The sequence below is a fragment of the Phycicoccus sp. Root101 genome (assembly GCF_001426245.1).
GTDB lineage: Bacteria > Actinomycetota > Actinomycetes > Actinomycetales > Dermatophilaceae > Pedococcus.
In genome coordinates this window covers 38,994-59,854 of the sequence record NZ_LMCM01000008.1, presented here as the reverse complement: position 1 = coordinate 59,854, position 20,861 = coordinate 38,994, and the positions used below count along the sequence as shown (strand labels likewise).

Here is a 20,861-nt window from a genome sequence, read left to right as displayed (position 1 = left end):
GTGCGGCGGGGCCGCCCAAGGACCTTCACCTCTTGACGAGATACCCCCTAGGGGTATCTTGGTGGACATGGACACAACCCACGACCACGCGAACCACTCCGACCTGCCGGGGGACGTGCGGGTGTCGTCGGTGAAGGACCCCGTCTGCGGCATGGACGTCGACCCCGCCACCAGCGAGCACCGCACCGACCTCGACGGGCGCACCCATCACTTCTGCTCGCCCGGGTGCAGGGCGAAGTTCGACGCCAACCCCAGCGCCTACCAGGGCGGCGGACCCGAGGCCCACCAACACCACGCCGACCGCACCGCTCACGCCGCCGCCGCTGCCGACTCCGGTGGGGGCGTGGCGGCGGCCGAGTGGACGTGCCCGATGCACCCCGAGATTCGCCGGCCCGGACCCGGCACGTGCCCCATCTGCGGTATGGCGCTCGAACCAGTGACCGTCACCGCCGACAGTGGCCCCAACCCGGAGCTTGCCGACATGATCCGCCGGTTCAAGCTCGCGACCGCGCTGAGCATCCCGGTCCTCATCCTGGGCATGGGCCGCGACCTGGTCCCGGCCCTGCACGACGCCATCTCCACGACGGCGTCGAACTGGGCCCAGCTGGCCTTTGCGACACCGGTGGTTCTGTGGGCAGGTGCCCCGTTCTTCACCCGCGGCTGGACCTCGGTGCGCACGATGAAGCTGAACATGTTCACCCTCATCGCCATGGGCACCGGCGTCGCTTGGTTGTTCAGCGTCGTCGCCACGGTGGCGCCGGGGGTGTTCCCGGAGTCGTTCCGCATGGATGGTGGTGTCGCGGTCTACTTCGAAGCGGCCGCCGTCATCACCGCCCTCGTCCTGCTCGGCCAGGTCCTCGAGCTGCGCGCCCGCGAGAGCACCTCGGGCGCCATACGAGCCCTGCTCGACCTGACCCCGAAGACCGCCCGTCGCGTCGACGACTCCGGCACCGAGACCGACGTACCCCTGGAGCAGGTCGTCGTCGGCGACCTGCTGCGCGTCCGGCCTGGGGAGTCCGTCCCCGTCGACGGACAGGTCCACGACGGGTCCTCCACGTTGGACGAGTCGATGGTGACCGGCGAGTCCATGCCCGTCACCAAGACCGCCGGCGACCCGGTCATCGGTGGCACCGTCAACCAGACCGGTTCCCTGCTCGTGCGCGCCGGCAAGGTCGGCGCCGACACGATGTTGGCCCGGATCGTCCAGATGGTCGCCGACGCGCAGCGCTCCCGGGCACCCATCCAGCGCCTCGCCGACAAGGTCTCAGCCCTGTTCGTGCCCGCCGTCATCCTGGCCGCGGTCGTCGCGTTCGTCATCTGGGCCACCATCGGCCCCGACCCGCGCCTCGCACACGCACTGGTGATCGCCGTCAGCGTGCTCATCATCGCCTGCCCCTGCGCCCTCGGCCTGGCAACGCCGGTGTCGATCATGGTCGGCGTCGGACGCGGTGCGTCGCTGGGCGTGCTCATCAAGAACGCCGAAGCGCTCGAGCTGCTCGAGAAGGTCGACACCCTCGTCGTCGACAAGACCGGCACCCTCACCCAAGGCAAGCCGTCCCTGACCCACATCAGCCCCGCCGCTGGATTCGACAAGAACGACGTGCTTCGCCTCGCGGCCGCGGTCGAACGCCCCTCCCAGCACCCGCTCGGGGTAGCCATCGTCGCCGCGGCGGGCGACGCCGACCTGACCGTCCCGGACGTGACCGACTTCGACGCCCCCACCGGCAAGGGCGTGGTCGGCACCGTCGAGGGACGACGCGTCCTGGTCGGCACCGCCTCGTTCCTGGCAGCCAACGACGTTGCCACGGACGCGTTGGACGAGGAGGCGGACCGGTTGCGCACCGACGGCGCCAGCGCCGTCTACGTCGCAGTGGACGGCGACCTTGCCGCGGTCCTGGCCATCGCCGACCCTGTGAAGGACACCACCGCATCAGCCCTCGACGCCCTGCGCCGGGACGGCATCGAGGTCGTCATGCTCACTGGCGACAACACCAGGACCGCTCAGGCCGTCGCCCGCACCTTGGGCATCGACCGGGTCGAGGCCGAAGTCATGCCCGACCACAAGGCCGACGTCGTCACCAGACTCCGCGCCGAGGGCAAGGTCGTGGCCATGGCCGGCGACGGCGTCAACGACGCACCCGCCCTGTCTGCGGCCGATGTCGGCATCGCCATGAGCACCGGGACCGACGTAGCCATCGAGAGCGCCGGCGTCACCCTCCTGCGCGGTGACCTCAACGGCATCATCGCCGCGCGCGCCCTGTCCAAGGCCACCATGGGCAACATCCGCCAGAACCTCGTGTTCGCGTTCGTCTACAACGCCGCCGGAATCCCGCTGGCCGCAGGCTTGCTCTACCCGGCATTCGGACTGCTGCTATCACCGATGATCGCCGCGGCGGCAATGGCCCTGTCATCGGTCAGCGTCATCAGCAACGCGCTTCGGCTGCGGAGTCGTCGCCTGTAGGCGGGTATCCGCGTTGTCGTAGGGACTGGTGAGGCCGTGAGCCCTGGCCCGGTCAGCGTCAACGCGTCTGGCAGGAGGAGCAGCTGACCTCATCCGAAGGTGAACGACCGGCGCCTCGCGCTGCGGTGAGAGCGGCGACGGCCGGGTTCTGAATGTGTCAGCGAGTACGACGAACTCGTCCTGGTACTGCCCCTTGGACTCCTCATCGGCCTGGCACTCGGCGCGCTGGGCGGTGACGGATCCATCCTGACCGTCCCCGCCCTGGTGTACCTACTGGATCAGGACCTCAGGGCGCCCGCGACCACCTCGTTGCTCCTCTGAACGTGAACAAATTGCGGCGCAGGCTGCCCGGCGCGGGAGTGGGACATCACCGTCGTCGACCGCGACGACGAGCACCGGCACCAGCCCGGTGACCAGGTCTGACGGTCGGACTTGCCGCCCCGCCGACGCGAAGCCGGCCGAACCGGAGGGCGACAATGACGACGCGTTCGCGCCTCCTGGATGCAGGCTTGAGAGGTGAGATGTTGCACGAGTTGGTGCACGGATGATCGGGAATGGCCGCTAACACCAGTCTGCGCAACCAGTGGCGCGCTTAAGGCACCGTTACGGAGACGCGACGGGTCAGGGTCGTCGGGCCCGCGACCAGCGGACGGTCGGGTCCGGGGTACTCGTAGCGCCCGACGACACCAGCGTCGATGTGCATCGTCACCCAGTAGATTCCGGTCCCGATGGTCCGCGACAGCGGCACGATGACCGTGTCATCGTGCTGCTCGTTGGCTCGAGCCACCAAGCCGATGAGGCTGTCCGGTGTTCCGTTCTTGTCCGTGCGTACAGCCAGCCAACCAGGTGCACCGTCGATCTCAGCGGCACCCACCACGAGTTGCCTGCCGTCACTGACCTGAGGCAGGACCCCAAGGTTTCCTGAGAGATAACCGTTAGGCACTTCGGCCCGGTGTGTCTGGCTGGCCGCCTGGGGCCCCACGACCCCGCCCGCTGTTGCCGGAGGGGTCGAGGCGGGGGTCTTAGATGGCGGGGAGCTCAAGCGCATGGAGGTGGTCGGGCTGGGAGTCGAAGAGCCACCCGTGCTCTTCCGGCCATCCTGAGGTTCATTCACCGGCGAGACTGACAGGCCAAAAGCGACCAAGCCCAAGGCAAGGGTGCCAATAACTGCCACGACGATCTGGCGACTCCGTCGCACGGCCGACGGCGAGAGCGCGCGAGTCGGGTTTGCCGCCGACCGGGTTTCACGCCGGCTCGAACGTCGCTGTTGCCAGACTCGTTTTGACACTTCCCACCGTACTATCAGTCGGCTTGCCTGCGTCGGTCTGACTTCGTGACCTTGCCTGAACGGGAGGAGATTTCGCGCGGCTTGCCGCCAAGGCGTCATTCTTGGGCGTACCGACTCCTCCGAGATGCCCGAGTCGACTCCGACCTCGAGGACTGTCGGGTCAGCAACCGGCGACCGCGACAACGCCCCACTCGAACCCCGGGGGGACTCCTCTGACAGATCGACGACTTCCTAAGTCGCTCGTCCCGTCTGAAGTCAACCGAACTCATGGCAGGCTCCGCGGTGTAACGTCAGAGACGTGCTTGGAGGAGTGCGGAGAGGGCCTGCGATTCGACGTTCTGCGCTGATTTGTTCGTTGTTCGCGCTCGTCTGGATATCCTTGTGGGCGGCATGGTCTGTGACCAGTCACCCTGTTTTACCTCTGATCGCGAGCCTGACGGTCTTCGCCTTCATCGGGTTAATATCCACCGTTCACCTCCAAGACGATCCGGGCGAGTCGGAGTCCGAGGACGAGTGGTCGCCGCGCCCCTAGCCCGGACGACGGCGCGAAGGCGCCGACTGGGCATCAGCAAGGATTTTGCCCGAAGTTTTTCCAAAGGTGGCGACTGGATCCTTGAGCTGTCGAGAGGACAGCCGTGGAACTTTCTCGCAAGGACCTGCTGAAGATGTCGGTGTTGGGTGCGGCTGCCGTTGCCTTGCCCCTGGAACGGTCCGTCGGTGCTGCAACGGTGCTGGCATCCCGCATCGCAGAGAGCAGGCTGCCCCCTCCGTTCACCACTCCCTTCAGCATTCCGCCGGTGATCCAACCGGTCCGGTCGGATGCGACGACCGACTATTACCGGGTCTCGATGGAGCCCACCACCGTTGAGGTGATCCCGGGCCTGCAAACGCAGATGTGGGGCTACAACGGGGTGGTCCCCGGGCCGACGTTTCAGGTTGCTCAGGGGCGTCGGACAGTCGTCAGGCAGATCAACAACCTCCCTTCGGTTCACCCCGTGCTGAACTACACCCCCTGGACCTCCGTGCACCTGCACGGGTCGGCGTCGCTGCCGGAGTTCGACGGCTACGCGAGTGACATCACCAACCCTGGCCAATACAAGGACTACCAGTACCCGAACTATCAACCGGCCAGGACCCTGTGGTACCACGACCACGGTGTCCACCACACGGCGGAGAACGTGTTCATGGGGCTGGCGGGGCAGTACCAGTTGTCGGATGCACTCGATCGCAGCCTGCCAATCCCGCACGGGGAGTTCGACGTGCCCCTGATCGTCAGCGACAAGATGTTCAACAGCGACGGTTCGCTGCTGTTCAGCACCAACGACAACTCGGGCTTCTACGGGGACGTGATCCTCGTGAACGGCAGGCCGTGGCCCGTCATGAAGGTGAAGCGACGCAAGTACCGTTTCAGGATCCTGAACGCGTCCCCCTCCCGGTCCTACAACTGGTCGCTCGACAGCGGCGACTCGATGGCAGTGATCGCGACTGACGCCGGCCTCATGCCGACGCCCCAGTATGTGAAGAGCTTCCGACACGGCGTAGCTGAACGCTACGAGGTCGTGATCGACTTCGCGAAGTACCAACCCGGCCGCCGCGTCGTGCTACGCAACACGAGTCCGAAGAACAACATCAACTTCACGAACACCAACAAGATCATGGCATTCGAGGTCGTGGATGACTCCTTCAGCGAGGCGGACAACTCCGTGCCGTCGAGCCTGAACCCGAACCAGGCCACGATGTTGCTGAAGGAGAGCGACGCCGTCCAGACCCGAACCATGAACTTCGTTCGCGCAAATGGCCAATGGACCATCAACGGCACGACCTGGGAAGACGTTGTCCGAAGTCGCTTCATGAAGGTGTTGGCGAACCCCAGGATCGACGATGTGGAGATCTGGGAACTGCGCAACCCTTCCGGTGGCTGGCACCACCCGGCGCACATCCACTTCATCGACTTCAGAATCCTCAGCCGCAACGGACGCCCACCGCTGCCGCACGAGCTCGGCGCCAAGGACGTGGTGTTCCTAGGCGAGAACGAATCGGTGCGCCTCCTCATCAAGTTCGACGGAGGCCGCGGCAAGTACATGATCCACTGCCACAACCTCGTGCATGAGGATCACGACATGATGTCCCAGTTCGAGATCCGTGACGACGTGACACCAGCACATGACCCCCTGAGCAACCTGGCCAAGTGGCTGCCTGAAGGGGACCTCTAGGAGTCGCCATGACCAACACCGCGGCTCACCTCCGAGCGCCCGAGTTGGCTACGCCACGAACCGACCGGTCCCACCGGGCGGTCGCGTCCGGGTGCGCAGTGCTGGCCGGCACGATCCACGCGCTCGTTGCTCCCGAGCACCTGGAGGCGGCCTGGTACGTCGGCGGATTCTTCGTCAGCGTGGCCGCGGGGCAGCTCGCGTTGGCTCTCGTCCTGGCTCGAGGATGGCCACCGGCACCCCGTACGACATTGTGGGCTGTTGCGGCCAACCTCGTGGTCGTGGCGGTTTATGTCGCAACCCGCACGATCGACCTCACGTTCTTGCCGACGGAAGGTCACGCGAGGGAGCACCTGGCAGTGGTAGGCGGGGTAGGCAACGGAATTCCGATCCTGCCGGGGGCGCACATTGAGCCAGTTGGCCTCTTGGACTTCGTGTGCCTCATGGCTGAGTTGATCTTGGTCGCTGCGTTGGTGGCCACGTTGCCCGGACCGACCCGCCGCGCCGTGACGAATGTGATGCTCGCCCTGGGGGTCATGGCCTTGGTTGCCCGGGGTGCTGGCCTGCTCACGTGACAACCACCGAGGCCTACCCGAGACGGCGCCGGTGGACATCCGCCTTTCCGGTCCTCCTGCTGGTCTCAGTGTGTCTCGCCTTTCTTGTCGCCGAGCCCATGCGCGTGACTTCGCAATCCATGTCTCCCTCATACGAGCGCGGGGACGAGGTGCTCATCGTGAAGATTGGTTTGAGGGCCCGAGCGTTGGAGCACGGCGACGTCGTCGCGTTCCGTGCACCCGGGTCCGGGTCCCTGATGATCAAGCGGGTAGCAGGTGTCGGTGGCGACCAGGTCGGTATTGAAGACGGGGTGCTCACTCTTAACGGCGACCCGGTGAGCGAGGCGTATCTCACGCAGGAGTCCGTCGACGGAACCTACTTCGGGCCGGTGAGGGTGCCGCCAGGTCGCGTATTCGTTCTTGGGGATGCCCGGGCCGGATCGATTGACTCGCGCGCGTTCGGAGCCATCTCCCGGCAAGCCATCGTCGGCCGGGTGCTGTGGAAGCTCTGGTAGGTCGCGCCGAGTCCGAACATGGTGAGGAGTCTCAAGCCTTCGACCGAACCGCCTAGGGTTGATGCAGGCTGCCAACCCGCGAAACGGGTGAAGTCATGGCAGCACCGAGGAAGTATCCGGACGAGTCGTAAGCGTTCAATCCAGTTGGTGATGGACCTAGTCGAGGCCCCTGGTGGGCCAGCATCAATGGCCCACCTCGACGCGTGGGTTGAGCAGCTCGGGATTAACGGAAACATGCTTCGGAGGGGGCCAAGCGGCTCGGGTCTACGCCAGGAAGCAGCCCGGTGTCACGACCGAGGACAAGGCGCGAATCGCTCAGCTGAAACGGATAGTTCGCGAGCTATGGCGGGCGAACGTGAACCTCAAAGTGAGTCCAAGTGAAATCCATCGGTCGAGTACTAACCCCCGCTCTACCGTCAGAACACCGACCACGGAAGTCACCGAGCCGACAGGAGCAAGCCCCCACTAAACCGGAGGAGTTCACTGAGCGATTTCGCCAAGGACATAGATGATGAGGAAGCCGAGGAAGAACATGGCGGCGAGCAGACTCGTCTCCTCCTCCTCGTGCGCCTCGACGAGTAGTTCCTCGACGGCGAGATACAGCAACGCGGCTGCGCCGAATGCCAAAACGGCCGCCAACACCGGCCTGCTGGCGCCGCTGAGCAGCGCAGCCCCGCCAACGGCCCCGACTGCTGTCGACAGCCCCACTGCCGAGCAGGTGACCGCGGCCCGGGTCCGGGTCAGACCGGAATCCACGAGTTCAGCGGCCAAGGACAGGCCCAGGAACAAGATCTCGATGGTCAACGCGATCGTAAGGATGAGGCCCTGTGTCGCGCCCAGGGTTGCTCCCAGCCCGACCAGTACCCCGTCCAGCAGCAGGTCGATAGCCACCGTTGCCAGCAGTGCCATAGGCACCGTCATTGCGGCGGAACGCGCGGCTGCCCCCAACGCAGCTTGGTGAGAAGCCCGGGCCTTCTCGCGGTTTCGACTGTATGCACTCAGGGCGAGCAGGACTGCGACACCCGAGGCGAACCCGACCACGGCCCAGGGCAGGTTCCCCTCTTCCCGGAGCCCTGGGAGTACCTCTCCGACGAGAGCCGCCATGACGACCCCCGCCGCGAAGTGTTGGATGCCGCTGGACAGGCGCGGCCCGGGGCGGCGCAGCACCGCAGTAACGGAGCCTGCGACGGCCGCAGTGACCGGGAACGCAACAAGTACGGCGGCCTGGGCGACGGGGTTCATGAGCCTCTCCTTGGCTGGTATGGCGACGCCCGTGGCTGCCGTGCTTTGGCCGGCCTAGGCGGGGGCACGTTGGTATGCACGACCGGTTGGCTTTCGTCGTCTGACAAGAACGTGCGTATGCCGTCGGCTGCGATCACTGCCGCTCCCGGCTCAGAAAGTGTGCCACCCATGCCGCCGCAGCGACGAGCACCTCGGGAAAGAGCAGAATGCTCGCGCTCAGAGCTCCCCGAAACGCCAGGACGATCACTAGACCAAGGCTGGAGAGCGCCAGTGCTGGCAAGGCCGCCCATCGCCCACGGCGGGACCGGCGGAGCAATCGGGCAGGCCTTGTGAAGGTGCCTGCCACACGCCGGGATGGACCCTTGTTGGGGTCGCTCAATCCCTGCGTCCTTTGGGTCTGGCAGGCAGGACCACCGCAAACTCGGCCCCCATGTTGGGACCGTCGCTGTACGCGGCGAGCCGTCCCCCGTGTGCTTCGGTGATGGCCCTGCTGATGGTGAGTCCGATGCCGGCGCCGCCGTGGTCACGGTCTCGAGCTGTGTCGCCACGGTAAAAGCGCTCGAATAAGTGGGGCAGCGCATCTGCGGGGATGCCCTCGCCGGTGTCATGGACCGTCAGGGTGACCGAGTCCGTAGCGACCTGCGCGCTCAGTTGGACGGTGCCACCGGGCGCGGTGTGTCGCAGTGCGTTCGCCAGCAGGTTCGACAGGACCTGAGCCATTCGCTGTGCGTCTACGCTCACGACATACCCAGCGCCCCTGCGTGGGTCGGCGAGCAGGTTCACCCCCTTGCGGGCGTAACGGTCCCGGAATGCAGCCCCCGCGTTCCAGATGAGGTCGGACACGGCAGAGTCGTGCAGCTCCAACGGCATTCGACCCTCTTCGGCGCGAGATACGTCATCGATGTCTTCGATGAGCCGGATCAGGCGACTCGCCTGTTCGCGCATCACCGACGCGGTGTCCTCATCCCATTCCACGACACCGTCCTCCAGACCCTCCAGGTACCCCTCGATGGTGGTGACGGGGGTGCGCATCTCGTGCGCAAGATCGGACAGGAGCCGGCGGCGGGTGTCCTCCACGCTGTCGAGCCGGTCGGCCATCTGATTGAAAGCGATCGCCAGCTGGTCGAACTCGGCACCGATCCCGGAAGCCGGCACGTGTACGTGTCGGCCCTGGGCCACCTCGCCTGCCGCCTGAGCCAACGCAGTCAGGGGGCCCTGGATTCGTCGCGTGAGGTAGACGCTGACAGCCAGTGCGATGAGGAGCGCTGTAGCGAGGGCTACGGCGAGGGCGATGAAGTTCGCGGATGCGAACGCGTCCTCGATGTGGTCAAGTTCCGGCGATTGGGTCGTGTGCCCCGCCTGTTGTAGATGCTGGTGGAACAGGGGTGGGCCGACCAGAATGGCGACCCCCCAGCAGATGACCAGCCCGGCCACGAGCACGATCGCCTGGGTCACCAGGAGCCGTGTGACCAGTCCGCGGCGAGTCAGGATGGGTAGTGGCGACCTCATTCTCCATTGCCCATCCGGTACCCGACGCCGCGCACGGTGCGCACGTACCGTGGTGATGTCGGGTCGTCGCCGAGCTTGCGACGAAGGTGTCCAACATGCACGTCGACGAGCCGTTCGTCCCCACTCCAAGCGGATCCCCAGACGTCCTCGATGAGCTGGGCCCTGCTGAACGCTAGCCTGGGCCGTGCGGAAAGGACACCGAGGATGTCGAACTCGGTTGGTGTGAGCTCGACCTGCGCCCCAGCGACGTGCACCTCGCGGCCTACGGCGTCGATGACCAGGTCGCCATACACACGGGGTGGTTCATCCGCTCCGGCATGTGCGACCATCCCGGCTCGTGGTCGGCGCAGCATGGCCTGGACGCGAGCTACCAGCTCCCGAGGGCTGAATGGTTTGGTGACGTAGTCGTCAGCTCCAACCGAGAGGCCCACGAGCTTGTCGATCTCATCGTCACGCGCGGTCAGCATGACGATGTAGCAGTCAGAGAAGGTGCGCACGCGCCGGCACACTTCGACGCCGTCCATGCCAGGCAGGCCAAGGTCGAGGACAATCAGGTCCGGCTCTGCCGCTCGGGCGGCCTCGACTGCCTCCGGACCCGAGTGGCAAACCTGGGCGGCCATGCCCGCCCTCGTCAGATACCCAACGATGAGTCTTGCGAGGGCGCGCTCGTCGTCGACAACGAGCACCCTTGCGGCGGGTTCTGGACCGGTTCGGCCCTCATCAGGTGGCACATTCACGCCCCAAGTGTGACTCCCACGCGCTTGGTGATTGCCTTCGTGTTCCTTCCCACGGCGGATCTTCGTTAGATCTTCATCGTTTCTCGGTCATTTCACGGCACTCATGTCGGACTGTTGCACCCAGGACCGCCACGTGGCCCCTTCAGCCAGTCGGTTCTAGGCGCGGCCGAGCCACCCACAACGTCCGGCCGCGCCGTCCAACCCCCTCCCGACCCGCAAGGAGTCCACGTGTCGCCGTCCGGCAGCGCGAGCAAGCAGGCCCGTGATTCCGCCCGTGACAAGGTGACTCAACTGCGCAAGGCGCAAATGCGTGCCGAGCGGCGCCGGAGTATTGCCGTCTGGAGTGCTACTGCCACCGTTGCAGTCCTGGTGGCAGGCATCATCACGTTCTCCATCGTCCGGGAGCAGCAGAACAAGCCGAGCCTGAAGCAGGTCGCGACATACACGGTGGAGCAGGGCCACACGGACAAGCCAGTTACCTACCCCCAAACCCCACCGGCTGGCGGGGAGCATGCCCCGGCATGGCTGAACTGCGCGACGTACGACAAACCGGTCCCGAATGAGAACGCCGTTCACTCCATGGAGCACGGCGCCGTGTGGATCACCTACCGGTCCGACCTACCGGCGGCGCAGGTGACGCAGCTGCGCAAGGCGATGCCGGACACCTATGCGGTCCTGTCGCCGTTCGAGGGTTTGAAGGCACCCGTCGTTGCCTCCGCATGGGGTCGCCAACTGCCGCTCACCGGAGTCAACGACCCTCGGCTGGCCGAGTTCATCCGCGAGTTCCGTCAAGGCCCGCAGGCCCCCGAGCCGGGAGCCGCCTGCTCCGGCGGGACCGACGGGACGAGCGCCGCGCCGGGCATGGGCTCGTGACCCGCCCACCCCGCCACGTCGCAACTCCTGCCTCCCAAGTCGTCGCAGCATCCCGGACCACGGCTATGGCGACCAGTCCGGGCAAGGTCGACAATCCTCAGCGCGGTCGCAGCGCACGCCTGGAGGTCGTCCTCATCGCTGTTGTCCTCGCCATGGCGGCGCTTTTCACTGCGGGCCTGCTCGGCTACGGCCTCGCTGGCCGCAACGCCCACCCCGGTGAGACCAGCCCAGAGGCCGGCTTCGCCCGCGACATGCAGACCCACCACGGGCAGGCCGTGCAGATGGCGCTAACCATCCGCGACAAGACCACCGATCCCACCCTGCGCACGGTCGCGTACGACATCATCACCAGCCAGCAGCAGCAGTCCGGGCAGATGTTCGGCTGGCTAACCCTGTGGGACCTGCCCCAGACCGGGTCGGAGCCTGCCATGGCGTGGATGTCCTCAGCCGGACACGACATGAGCGCCATGCAACCCACAGGCACCGCCGGAGCATCGGGTACCAACTCGGCAAGCCCACCAGCGACCATGCCTGGCATGGCCAGACCGGCCGACCTCAAGCGTCTGGACGCGGCCTCCGGGGTGGCCGCCGAGCGCCAATTCCTCCAGCTGATGATCGCGCACCATCGGGGCGGCGTGCAGATGGCGCAGGCAATACTTGAGCGCACCAACCGCCCCGAGGTTGTCGCGCTGGCGAAGGCGATCAAGTCTGCGCAGGCCGCCGAAATTGAGCAGATGGAGTCCCTGCTGGCGTCCAGGATGTCCAAGTGAGCCGGCTCCGGACACTGCTCATGGTTGTCTCGGTGGCGGCTGGAGCTCTGCTCAGCGTCCCTGCGCCGGTGGCCGCGCACTCCGAACTCACCTCGTCCACACCCCCCGCAAATGCGGTGCTCGCCAGCGCGCCGCCAACCGTGCGGGCTATGTTCTCGGACCGCATCGAGCCCAAGTTTTCCAAGGCCACCCTGACCGTGGCCGGCGGCGACCCTAGGCCGGTACCGGTCACGGTCGACGGCAAGACGCTCAAGGCCACTGTCCCAGACAGCCTCAAGGCAGCCGGGGCGTGGAAGTTCTCGTTCCGGGTTGTCTCCGTCGATGGTCACCCGATCTCCGGAACGATCCCCTTCACCGTCCGTCCGGCTACTACCTCGACCAGCGCGCCAACGGGAACCCCGACCGCCTCCGGCGGCAGCACATCCGTGGCAGCGGCGAAGACCTCCACGACACCGCCTCCGGCATCGGGTCACCAGGACTCTGATCCACTCCAGCCTCGACGCCGCCTCATCTACTGGGTCGCAGGCATTGTCGGGGCCATGCTGCTGCTGGCCGCCGGCCTGTTCTGGGCCAGGGACCGAGGCTGATGTCACCCGCGACTCCTGCTCCGGACTTGTCGTCCACCACGCCGGCTCAGGAGGTTCAGCGGCCGTCGCGCGTCGGCCTGCTAGGGCTCCTCATCCCCTGCTTCGTCAGCGTGGCCGCGTTGGTCGTGGTCGGCGCAATCCCGCAAAGCTTTCCCGGCCTGCCGGACCCGGGTGTGGCGACCCGTTTTGGGCTGCCGGTCGTCCGTGGCTTGCGCGATTCGAGTGCCGCCATCACCATCGGCATGCTCGTGATGGCCGCGATTGTCCTGCCACCAGCGAAGCCTGACGGCAAGGACCGCATCGAAGGAATCCGCGCGCTAGCACTGCGGTTCGCGGGAGTATTCGGGTCGGTGTGGGCGGTCGCCAGCGTGCTGATGCTGGCGTTGACGTACTCCGACCTCGCCGGTGTCCCGGTCGCGACAAGCAGCACCTGGCTGGGCATTCACTCCTTCGTGACAGACTTCGACCTGGGGAAGTCGTTGGCCGTCAGCGCGGCGCTCGTCATCGTCGCGGCTGGCCTGGCCGCCAGCGCCCAACGAATCGTGACGGCTGGCTGGGCACTGGTCGTCGGCATCGGGGCCCTGCTTCCACTCGCCTTGACCGGGCACGCTGCCGGAGCGGCCAACCACAGCCTTGCAGTCGACGCCCAAGCGGCGCATCTGGTGGGAGTGACCATCTGGGTCGGTGGGCTCACGGCCCTACTGCTCCTGCGCAAGCACCTCGGGTCCGCCCTGACCACTAGTGTCAAGCGTTTCTCAGCCCTAGCGGGCTGGGCGTACCTGATGGTGGCGGTGTCCGGCGTCGGAGCTGCCCTGGCGCGGCTGGACAGCCTCGATGCTGTGCGCAGCCCCTACGGGGCCTTGCTGGCCGCGAAGGCGCTGCTGTTCACCGGGCTGGGTGCCGCGGGCTGGGCACACCGTCGCTGGCTTCTGCCCCAGTTGTCGGGCGTTGACGGTGCCCGGAGGTTCACTCGGCTGGTGCTGGGCGAGGCAATCGTGATGTCGATGGCCATCGGACTCGCTGCGGCACTGTCTGCGACGTCGCCTCCAGCCGTCGGCTCCTCGGGCCAGGAGAGCACCGCCGAGTCCCTCCTTGGCTACCCCATGCCCCCTGCGCTGGGCACGGGCCTTCACTGGCTGACCCAGTGGCGGCTCGACAGCATCTGGGTTCCGGTGTCCGTCGCGGGCCTCGGCTGGTACCTGCTGGCGGTGCGGAGGCTGAAGGCTCGCGGCGACACGTGGCCCGTGGGGCGGACCGTGGCATGGGCCGCCGGATGCATCGTCATGATCGTTGCGACCAGCGCCAGCCCCGGGGTATATGGGCGGGTCCTGTTCAGCGTGCACATGGTCCAGCACATGACGATCGCGATGACCGTTCCCGTCCTGCTGGTGTTCGGTGCCCCGGTGACCCTGGCGGTGCGTACTCTGTCATCGCGAGCCGACGGCAGCCGCGGACCGCGCGAATGGTTGCTGGCTATCGTCCACTCCCGCCCGTTGGCGGTGCTGGGCCACCCGCTGGTTGCCGCCGGCAACTTCGTCGCGTCGATGGTCGCCTTCTATTACAGCCCGTTGCTCGACCTTGCGTTGCGGACCCACACCGGACACGTGCTGATGACGCTGCACTTCCTGCTGTCTGGATACCTGCTCGCCTCAGCCCTCGTCGGTGTCGACCCCGGCCCGGCACGGCCACCATACGTGTTTCGCCTACTCCTGCTCATGGCCACGTTCGGGTTTCATGCACTGTTTGCGGTCGCCTTGATGAGTAGCAGCACCATCTTGGCGCAGGACTGGTTCGGCACCTTGGGACGACCATGGGGGAACTCCTTGGCCAAGGAGCAGTACCTCGGCGGCGCGCTCGGGTGGGCAATCGGCGACTACCCCGTCGCGATGATGGCAGTCGCCATGGCAGTCGGTTGGATCCGCTCCGACAAGCGCGAGGCACGCAGGTACGACAGGCAAGCAACCCGCGACGGCGACGCTGCGCTGGCTGCCTACAACGAGCACCTGCGCCAGCTCCACGCCAGGCATGCGGGGCCCCTCACCACACGGACTGCCAAAAGAGAACGGGCCAATCAGGGCGCCGACACCGTCCCCAGGGAAGAGCCGCAGAGCGATGCCTGACTTCTTCAAGTACGTCGCCGCTCTGATCCCCTCCACGGGAGTCGGGTTCCTCTTCTACCTGGTGATCCGGGCGATGCTCGAAGGTGACCGCCGCGAACGCCTCGCGCTGTCGCAATGGGAGGCCAGCCGTGACCAGCCAACCACCGCACAGGTGGACCAGAGCGAGTCCTCCACGCGCGCTGACCTCGAGGCCGACCCAGAGTTGAGGCAAGCTGACCAAACTGGGACGCTGTCCCCCGAGGCCGAGTCCGCAACAGGCGACAAGCGCGTCGAGGCGAAGCCGGACGGGACGGGTCGCTCGCAGGCTGGCCGCGACGCATGAGGCTGCTGTTGCGGGCCGTCGCGGCTGTGGCTGCCGGCGTCGCACTCGACGTTGCGTTTCCGAGCGTCGGTTGGTGGCCCGTGGCGCCGCTGGCACTGGCCGGTCTCTTCTTGCTGCTGCGCGGCGTTAGGCCCGTCGTCGGCGCCCTGGTCGGCGCCCTGTTCGGTCTCGGCTTCTTCGTCCCGCACCTGGGCTGGTCGGGGATATATGTCGGACCGGGACCTTGGCTCGCCTTGGCCGTCCTGCAGGCGGCGTACGTCGCCCTGTTCGGGGTCGCGGTCGCCTTGACCGGTCGCGCCACCCAAAGCCGCACGGGCCAACTGTTGCTGATGGCGCCCCTTTGGGTGGCCCAGGAGGCGGTACGGGGCCGGACCCCGTTCGGCGGATTCCCGTGGGGCCGAGTCGCGTTCTCGCAGGCGGACAGCCCGGCCTTGGGGTGGGCGTGGGCCGGTGGTGCACCAGCTGTGTCGTTAGTAGTCGCATTGGCAGGGGCGCTGCTGGCACTGGCCGCCTCCCAGTTGAAGTGGGACCGGAGTGTGCGGGCTCGTAAAACCAGGAACCTGACGCAACCGTTCGCTGCTGTCGTCGGCTCCGCCGGGCTGATGGCTGGCGGCGCCCTGCTTCCGCTGGGCGCCGGAGGCGATGGTCAATCTGGCCCCAAGGTTTCCGTGGCGGCGATCCAGGGCAATGTGGCGCGTCCAGGCCTGGACTTCAACGCTGAGCGCCGTCAGGTCCTGACCAACCACGTCGCCGGGACGCTGGCACTGGCCGCGGACGTGCGAGCCGGTCGAGTGCAGAGGCCCGACGTGGTGCTGTGGCCGGAGAATTCCAGCGACATCGACCCAACCACGGACGGCCAGGCCTCCCGAGACATCACGGCGGCGGCTGAGGCCGTCGGCGTTCCCGTGGTCGTAGGAGCCGTGCTCGCCCGGCCGACCCCCAGAGTGTCCAACGCAACCTTGGTCTGGTCACCGCTGGGAAAGGTGACGGACTCATATGTGAAGCGGCGTCCAGTCCCTTTCGCCGAGTACGTGCCGTACCGGTCCTTCTTCCGCACCGTGACGACCAAGGTGGACCTGGTCCGGACCGACTTCGCCGCCGGAAAGGGCACGCCCGTCATCGACGCCGGACCGGTCCGGTTTGGCGTCGCCATCTGCTTCGAGGTCGCCTTCGACGACCAGCTGCGGGATGCGGTTCGGCAGGGAGCGGGAGTACTGCTCGTGCCGACGAACAACGCCACCTTCGGCCGGACCGACGAGAGTGTCCAGCAGTTGGCCATGTCACGCCTGCGAGCCGTCGAGCTGGGCCGGCCCGTCGTACACATCTCGACCGTCGGAGTCAGCGCCCTCATCCGACCGGATGGGTCAGTCGCCTCGCGCGGCGGTCACTTCACCGCCGAGGTTCTGTCGGCCGCCCTGCCGGTCGAGACCGCCCTGACCCCTGCAGCTCGCCTAGGCGCTTGGCCCGAGGCGCTCATCGCGGCAGCAGGCTTCGCCGTGCCTGGGCTCATGACCGTCCGGAGTCGAGCGGCCCGACGACGACGATGAAGTCCGCTGCGCGGGACGAGGGCGACCACGACGACCTACGAACAAGGATGGGCGGATCCGAGGGTCACCGGACCAAGCGCGCTCACTGATCACTTGGGACAGCGTGGCACCCGCCGCCTTCGCTCTGTGCGACCCAGTGTCGTGGGGAAAAGTCACATGCCGGAGTAGGAGTGCATGCCGACCAAGTACATGTTGACGATGGTGTAGTTGATGATGATGCAGCCGTATCCGACGAGGGCGATGATGTTGGACGAGCGGGTGGACCAGCCGGACGTGGCTCGTGCGTGCAGGTACGCCGCGTAGACGACCCAGATCACGAACGTCCACACCTCTTTGGGGTCCCACTGCCAGTAGGCGCCCCACGCCTTTTGCGCCCAGATGGCGCCCGCGATCAGGGTGAAGGTCCACAGCGGGAACGCAGCCACGTGCAGCCCGTGGCCCAACCGGTCCAGGGCGGCGGCGTTGGGTAGGGCGCGCATGAACGAGCGACCCGGCGAGGCCGCCTCCTCGCGCCGGTCCTGGATCATCTGCAGGACGGTGACCGCGGCGGCGAGGGTGAACAGCGCCACCGCCAGGATGGCGATGCTGACGTGGACGACCAGCCAGAACGAACGCAGCGACGGCAGCAGGGGGCTGGCCTCGGTGTAGAACACTGTGACCGCCAGCCCAAGCGTCAGGACGACCGGCCCGACCACGAAGGTCCCGAGCCACCGCACGTCCCGGCGAAGGCTCAGGACCAGGTAGGTGACGGTGACAGCGGCGGACCCGGTGAGGGAGAACTCGAACATGTTTCCCCACGGCACCCGTGACACCGCGGCTCCGCGCATGACCGCAGCCGCAACGAGTAAGCCCGCTCCCAACCAGGTCAGCGATGTACCGATTCCGGCGGCCTGACGCGGTGCCGACGGCGCGGTGGTCGGCGCGGGCACGACCGCGACTGAGCCCGGGGCCGCCGTGCGTATGGCCTGAGCGGTGGGGCCTGCGTTGGCCGTGGACGGCACGGGCACCGGCGCGCCATCGCGGATCGTTGCGGGCCCTTGTCGTGATGTGCTCCGGGCCAGGTCGACGACGAACGCGATCATGGCGGCCGCGAGCACCACGATGGCGGAGTACGCGGCAATGTTGGCGTACTGGGCCAGCATCGGGTGAACGGTCATCGTGGATCTCCGTCGAGGTTGTGGGAGGGGTGTCCGTGGTTGGTGTCGGGGCTGTCCGCGTCAGGGCCGTCCATGTTGCGGGGGGTGTCCACGATGGCCGGGCCGAGGTGCTTTTCCAGGCCTGCGACGATCCGGTTCAACTCTTCGGATAGGGCAGGGTCGTCGTTCTTGCTGATGCCTGCGATCAGAACTTTGGTACGCGGGGGCCTAGTGGCGTCTGTCTCGAGCGGCTCCACCCGGGCGAACACGCGACGTCGGCGGATCGTCAGGGACAGAACCAGACCGCCGAGGGCGGCTAGGGCTCCAGCCAGCGCGTATCCCTTGCCGGGGTCGTACCGCACGGACAGCCCTGCGAAACGATCCACCCGCTCGAGGGTGATGGTGCCGCGCCCCCCCGGCAGGATGACGGCGTTGCCGGGGGTGAGCCACAGCCGGAGCGGTTGACCATCCGGCTGCCGCACTTGCGACATACCATCTGTGTTGAGGGTGTACACCGACTGGGATCGGCCGGAGGCGAACACGTCACCCTCGTACATCGTCAGGGCGAGGGCAGGGGCTCTGGAGTCCGGAAACACCGACACCGGCCCAGCGGTCGGGTCGATGGTCGCGGTGGGCAGGAACAGGCCAGTGAACCCGAACTGCTTCGGGCTGGCGGCGGGCACCTTGACTGCACCGACGGAGCGGTAGTTGTTGTCCTGGGGCAGGAAGGGGGTCGCCTCCCGGTACAAGACGTTTCCCTTGCTGTCGCGGACGGTGACGACGGGGGCGTAGCCGTTGCCCAGGAGGAACACCGACGTACCTGACAATGACAGGGGGTTGTTCACGCTCAACCGCTGCTGCTGTTGGGGCGCCCCGGGGGCGGTAGTGGTGGTGGTGTTGGCGATGAAGTCGCGGGGGGCACCGAACTGGGCGCCGGATGCACGGTCCTCGAAGGTGACGTCCATCGTATTGACGCGGACGGTGAAGGGAGGCAGCTTGGCCGGGTCGACGAAGGGTCCGGGACTGAGGGTGCCGTACCCCGAGGCTGTGCTGGCGAAGGTCTGTCCGGCGGGGACGATGACGTCGCCGCGCCACCCCCAGAGGTAGCGGGCGCCGACGGCGGCGATCACGACAATCAGGGCGGTGTGGAAGAGCAGGTTCCCGGTCTCCCGGGCTTGGCCGCGCTGCGCACTGAGGGCGCCTGGGTTGTCTGGGTCCGGTTTGCGAAGCCGGTACCGGCGCCGGCGAAGGACCGTGCGCAGCGCCTGCTGTGCCTGGTCAGGCGTTGACGCAACCACTAGCTCGGTGTGCGCTGGCAGCCTTGTCAGGCGAGCTGGGGTGAGAGGGGGCGGGGTACGGAGCGCCTGCCAGTGTGCTCGGGTTCGGGGTAGCACGCACCCGACGAGCGAGACCAGGAGCAGCAGGTAGATGGAGGCGAACCATGGTGAGGCGTACACGTCGAACAGGGACAGACGGTCCAGCCATGGGCCGGTGGTGCGGTGTCGGTCGAGATAGTCGGTCACCAGGGCGGAGTCGATGTTGCGTTGCGGCAGGATAGAGCCCGGGATGGCGGCTACGGCCAGAAGCAGCAGCAGCAGCAGCGCGGTCCGCATGCTGGTCAGCTGCCGCCATGCCCACCTTGCCCACCCGGCCGCGCCAAGGCGTGGCTGGGTGATGCGCCCTTCGTCCGGCGGTGTCGGCGTTGGGCGCGTGTCGGTAGTTGCGGTTGTCATGGTGAGCTCACAGTGCGGTCGTGAAGGAGCTCACGAGCCGAGTCTGAAGGGTGGCAACGAGCGTGTCCCACAGGCCGGTGGCCATCAGCATCCCGGTAACGAGTAGCACTACGCCGCCGATACGATGCATGGCGAGACGGCGCCGGCGCAGCGCCGTGGCGAGCCGGTTTGCGCCGGTTGCCCCAGCAGCCAACGCGAGCAGGGGCAGGCCCAATCCGGCGCAGTACGCGATGGCTAGGATGACGCCTCGGCTGGTCGCGGCGGTATCGGCAGTCGCGGTTGCCAACGCCATGACTGCTCCCAGAGTCGGTCCGCTGCATGGCGCCCACCCGAGCCCGAAAACGAGCCCCAGGAGTGGTGAGGAGGCCAGCCCTGGCCGCGGCTTCCATCGCGGCCGCCATCCTGTCTGCGGCCCGACGCCGAGAAAGACCAGGGCGAGGACGATGACCATGACTCCGCCAGTTCGCAGTAGCACTGAACGGTGCTCGAGCAGGAGAGCTCCGACGGAGGAGAACAGAACGGCCCCGGCGATGTAGACAGCACTGAATCCGACCGTGAACAGGGCTGCGCCGATGACTGCTGTACGCCGACGGATCGCGGGCCGGGAGGTGGAGTTCGCGTCGGTCAGGTGGGCCAGGATTCCCGGGACCAGAGGAAGCATGCACGGGGAGGCGAAGGCGATCAGGCCAGCCAAGCCGCTGATGGCGATGGCGGCCGGCATGGCGCCGCCCAAGATCGTTGGGACGGGTTCGAGTAGGGGGAAGCGCACGGTCACTGGCCGTTTGACTGTGCGTGCTCGAGCAACGCGTCGTGGATCAGACCGGTCAGGGTGGACTCGTTGACCGGGCCAAGCACCCGGGAGGCCAACCGTCCACGGGAGTCGAGCACGAGGGTGGCGGGCACTGTCGGCGCTTTGCCGTTCAGTCCGAGCAACGGCTTGCCGCCGTCGAACGCCAAGGATGGGTACGTGATGGCGCGTGAGCGTACGAATGCTGCGGCCGACTCGGGACCTTCTTTCATGTCCATCCCCATGAAGGTCACCGGCTGCTTGTCCCGTTGGGTTTGGGCGTAGACCTTCTGCAGCACGGGCGCCTCCTTCACGCACGGGGCGCACCAGGACCCCCACACGTTCAGTACAAGGACCTTGCCACGCTCGGTGCTGGAGGACCATGGTTTGCCGTCCAGCGTCGTTCCCGAAATGAGCAGCGGCTGATCACGCTGGCTCAGCGCGATCTGCTGCACGGTCCCATCCCCGGA

18 protein-coding genes are annotated in these 20,861 nt (G+C 66.9%); 10 read left to right on the top strand and 8 right to left on the bottom strand.

The genetic code is table 11. The features are described 5' to 3' along the window. Positions 1-67 precede the first annotated feature (67 nt). The gene (locus ASC58_RS13040) at positions 68-2,461 is read left to right on the top strand and encodes a heavy metal translocating P-type ATPase (protein ID WP_082553331.1); all 2,394 of its coding nucleotides are present in this window, start codon (positions 68-70) and stop codon (positions 2,459-2,461) included. Positions 2,462-3,053: 592 nt separating this feature from the next. On the opposite strand, the gene ASC58_RS13035 is transcribed toward ASC58_RS13040, so the two are convergent. Further along, a complete protein-coding gene (locus ASC58_RS13035; protein WP_157598500.1) occupies positions 3,054-3,248 on the bottom strand; it encodes a hypothetical protein in 195 nt (64 codons plus the stop codon). A gap of 1,136 nt (positions 3,249-4,384) precedes the next feature. Between ASC58_RS13035 and ASC58_RS13030 the strand changes: the two genes are divergently transcribed. Genes ASC58_RS13030 through lepB form a run of 3 tightly spaced genes read left to right on the top strand, consistent with a single transcriptional unit; the run spans position 4,385 to position 7,028 of the window. Beyond that, positions 4,385-5,962, top strand: coding sequence for a multicopper oxidase family protein (locus tag ASC58_RS13030; RefSeq protein WP_056919617.1), 1,578 nt, complete (start codon positions 4,385-4,387; stop codon positions 5,960-5,962). An 8-nt stretch (positions 5,963-5,970) separates the two neighbouring features. Continuing rightward, positions 5,971-6,534 carry a hypothetical protein gene (locus ASC58_RS13025; protein WP_157598499.1) on the top strand — a complete coding sequence of 188 codons (564 nt, stop codon included), beginning with the start codon at positions 5,971-5,973 and terminating at the stop codon, positions 6,532-6,534. After that, positions 6,531-7,028 carry a signal peptidase I gene (gene lepB, locus ASC58_RS13020; RefSeq protein ID WP_056919615.1) on the top strand — a complete coding sequence of 166 codons (498 nt, stop codon included), beginning with the start codon at positions 6,531-6,533 and terminating at the stop codon, positions 7,026-7,028. The genes ASC58_RS13025 and lepB overlap by 4 nt, the downstream gene beginning before the upstream one ends. Before the next feature lie 480 nt (positions 7,029-7,508). Here lepB and ASC58_RS13015 read toward each other — a convergent pair whose 3' ends face one another. From ASC58_RS13015 to ASC58_RS13005, 3 genes are all read right to left on the bottom strand, one after another. Beyond that, positions 7,509-8,270 (bottom strand): ZIP family metal transporter, encoded by a 762-nt coding sequence (locus ASC58_RS13015; protein WP_056919614.1) that lies wholly within the window; start codon positions 8,268-8,270, stop codon positions 7,509-7,511. A gap of 375 nt (positions 8,271-8,645) precedes the next feature. Further along, the gene (locus tag ASC58_RS13010) at positions 8,646-9,725 is read right to left on the bottom strand and encodes a sensor histidine kinase (RefSeq protein WP_369796234.1); all 1,080 of its coding nucleotides are present in this window, start codon (positions 9,723-9,725) and stop codon (positions 8,646-8,648) included. A 50-nt stretch (positions 9,726-9,775) separates the two neighbouring features. After that, complete coding sequence (locus ASC58_RS13005) at positions 9,776-10,465, bottom strand: response regulator transcription factor (RefSeq protein ID WP_082553275.1); 690 nt, start codon at positions 10,463-10,465, stop codon at positions 9,776-9,778. A gap of 279 nt (positions 10,466-10,744) precedes the next feature. On the opposite strand from ASC58_RS13005, the gene ASC58_RS13000 reads away from it, so the two are divergent. From ASC58_RS13000 to lnt, 6 genes are all read left to right on the top strand, one after another. Continuing rightward, the gene (locus ASC58_RS13000) at positions 10,745-11,389 is read left to right on the top strand and encodes a DUF3105 domain-containing protein (RefSeq protein ID WP_056919611.1); all 645 of its coding nucleotides are present in this window, start codon (positions 10,745-10,747) and stop codon (positions 11,387-11,389) included. A gap of 65 nt (positions 11,390-11,454) precedes the next feature. Then, positions 11,455-12,159, top strand: coding sequence for a DUF305 domain-containing protein (locus ASC58_RS12995; protein WP_082553274.1), 705 nt, complete (start codon positions 11,455-11,457; stop codon positions 12,157-12,159). Beyond that, a complete protein-coding gene (locus ASC58_RS12990; protein ID WP_056919610.1) occupies positions 12,156-12,746 on the top strand; it encodes a copper resistance protein CopC in 591 nt (196 codons plus the stop codon). The genes ASC58_RS12995 and ASC58_RS12990 overlap by 4 nt, the downstream gene beginning before the upstream one ends. Before the next feature lie 26 nt (positions 12,747-12,772). Further along, on the top strand, positions 12,773-14,866 hold the full coding sequence (locus ASC58_RS12985) for a cytochrome c oxidase assembly protein (protein WP_162246854.1): 2,094 nt from the start codon (positions 12,773-12,775) through the stop codon (positions 14,864-14,866). Next, a complete protein-coding gene (locus ASC58_RS12980) occupies positions 14,859-15,188 on the top strand; it encodes a hypothetical protein (protein ID WP_056919608.1) in 330 nt (109 codons plus the stop codon). The genes ASC58_RS12985 and ASC58_RS12980 overlap by 8 nt, the downstream gene beginning before the upstream one ends. Next, complete coding sequence (gene lnt, locus ASC58_RS12975; protein ID WP_056919607.1) at positions 15,185-16,735, top strand: apolipoprotein N-acyltransferase; 1,551 nt, start codon at positions 15,185-15,187, stop codon at positions 16,733-16,735. The genes ASC58_RS12980 and lnt overlap by 4 nt, the downstream gene beginning before the upstream one ends. Before the next feature lie 152 nt (positions 16,736-16,887). Here lnt and ccsB read toward each other — a convergent pair whose 3' ends face one another. The 4 genes from ccsB to ASC58_RS12955 all read right to left on the bottom strand — a co-directional run bounded on the left by ccsB (position 16,888) and on the right by ASC58_RS12955 (position 20,846). After that, positions 16,888-17,892 (bottom strand): c-type cytochrome biogenesis protein CcsB, encoded by a 1,005-nt coding sequence (ccsB, locus tag ASC58_RS12970; protein WP_082553273.1) that lies wholly within the window; start codon positions 17,890-17,892, stop codon positions 16,888-16,890. Further along, entirely contained in the window at positions 17,889-19,484 is a 1,596-nt protein-coding gene (locus ASC58_RS12965; protein WP_235529223.1) for a cytochrome c biogenesis protein ResB, read from the bottom strand. The genes ccsB and ASC58_RS12965 overlap by 4 nt, the downstream gene beginning before the upstream one ends. 127 nt (positions 19,485-19,611) lie before the next feature. Next, on the bottom strand, positions 19,612-20,325 hold the full coding sequence (locus ASC58_RS12960) for a cytochrome c biogenesis CcdA family protein (RefSeq protein ID WP_082553329.1): 714 nt from the start codon (positions 20,323-20,325) through the stop codon (positions 19,612-19,614). A 50-nt stretch (positions 20,326-20,375) separates the two neighbouring features. Continuing rightward, complete coding sequence (locus ASC58_RS12955) at positions 20,376-20,846, bottom strand: TlpA disulfide reductase family protein (protein ID WP_235529222.1); 471 nt, start codon at positions 20,844-20,846, stop codon at positions 20,376-20,378. Positions 20,847-20,861: the final 15 nt, after the last annotated feature.

What these genes read in the sequence shown, in the direction of transcription:
- ASC58_RS13040 (WP_082553331.1), top strand. Translation starts at nt 68, where the DNA reads ATGGACACAACCCACGACCACGCGAACCACTCCGACCTGCCGGGGGAC.
- ASC58_RS13025 (WP_157598499.1), top strand. Translation starts at nt 5,971, where the DNA reads ATGACCAACACCGCGGCTCACCTCCGAGCGCCCGAGTTGGCTACGCCA.
- ASC58_RS13015 (WP_056919614.1), bottom strand. Translation starts at nt 8,270, where the DNA reads ATGAACCCCGTCGCCCAGGCCGCCGTACTTGTTGCGTTCCCGGTCACT.
- ASC58_RS12995 (WP_082553274.1), top strand. Translation starts at nt 11,455, where the DNA reads ATGGCGACCAGTCCGGGCAAGGTCGACAATCCTCAGCGCGGTCGCAGC.
- ASC58_RS12980 (WP_056919608.1), top strand. Translation starts at nt 14,859, where the DNA reads ATGCCTGACTTCTTCAAGTACGTCGCCGCTCTGATCCCCTCCACGGGA.
- lnt (WP_056919607.1), top strand. Translation starts at nt 15,185, where the DNA reads ATGAGGCTGCTGTTGCGGGCCGTCGCGGCTGTGGCTGCCGGCGTCGCA.
- ccsB (WP_082553273.1), bottom strand. Translation starts at nt 17,892, where the DNA reads ATGACCGTTCACCCGATGCTGGCCCAGTACGCCAACATTGCCGCGTAC.
- ASC58_RS12965 (WP_235529223.1), bottom strand. Translation starts at nt 19,484, where the DNA reads ATGCGGACCGCGCTGCTGCTGCTGCTGCTTCTGGCCGTAGCCGCCATC.
- ASC58_RS12960 (WP_082553329.1), bottom strand. Translation starts at nt 20,325, where the DNA reads ATGCCGGCCGCCATCGCCATCAGCGGCTTGGCTGGCCTGATCGCCTTC.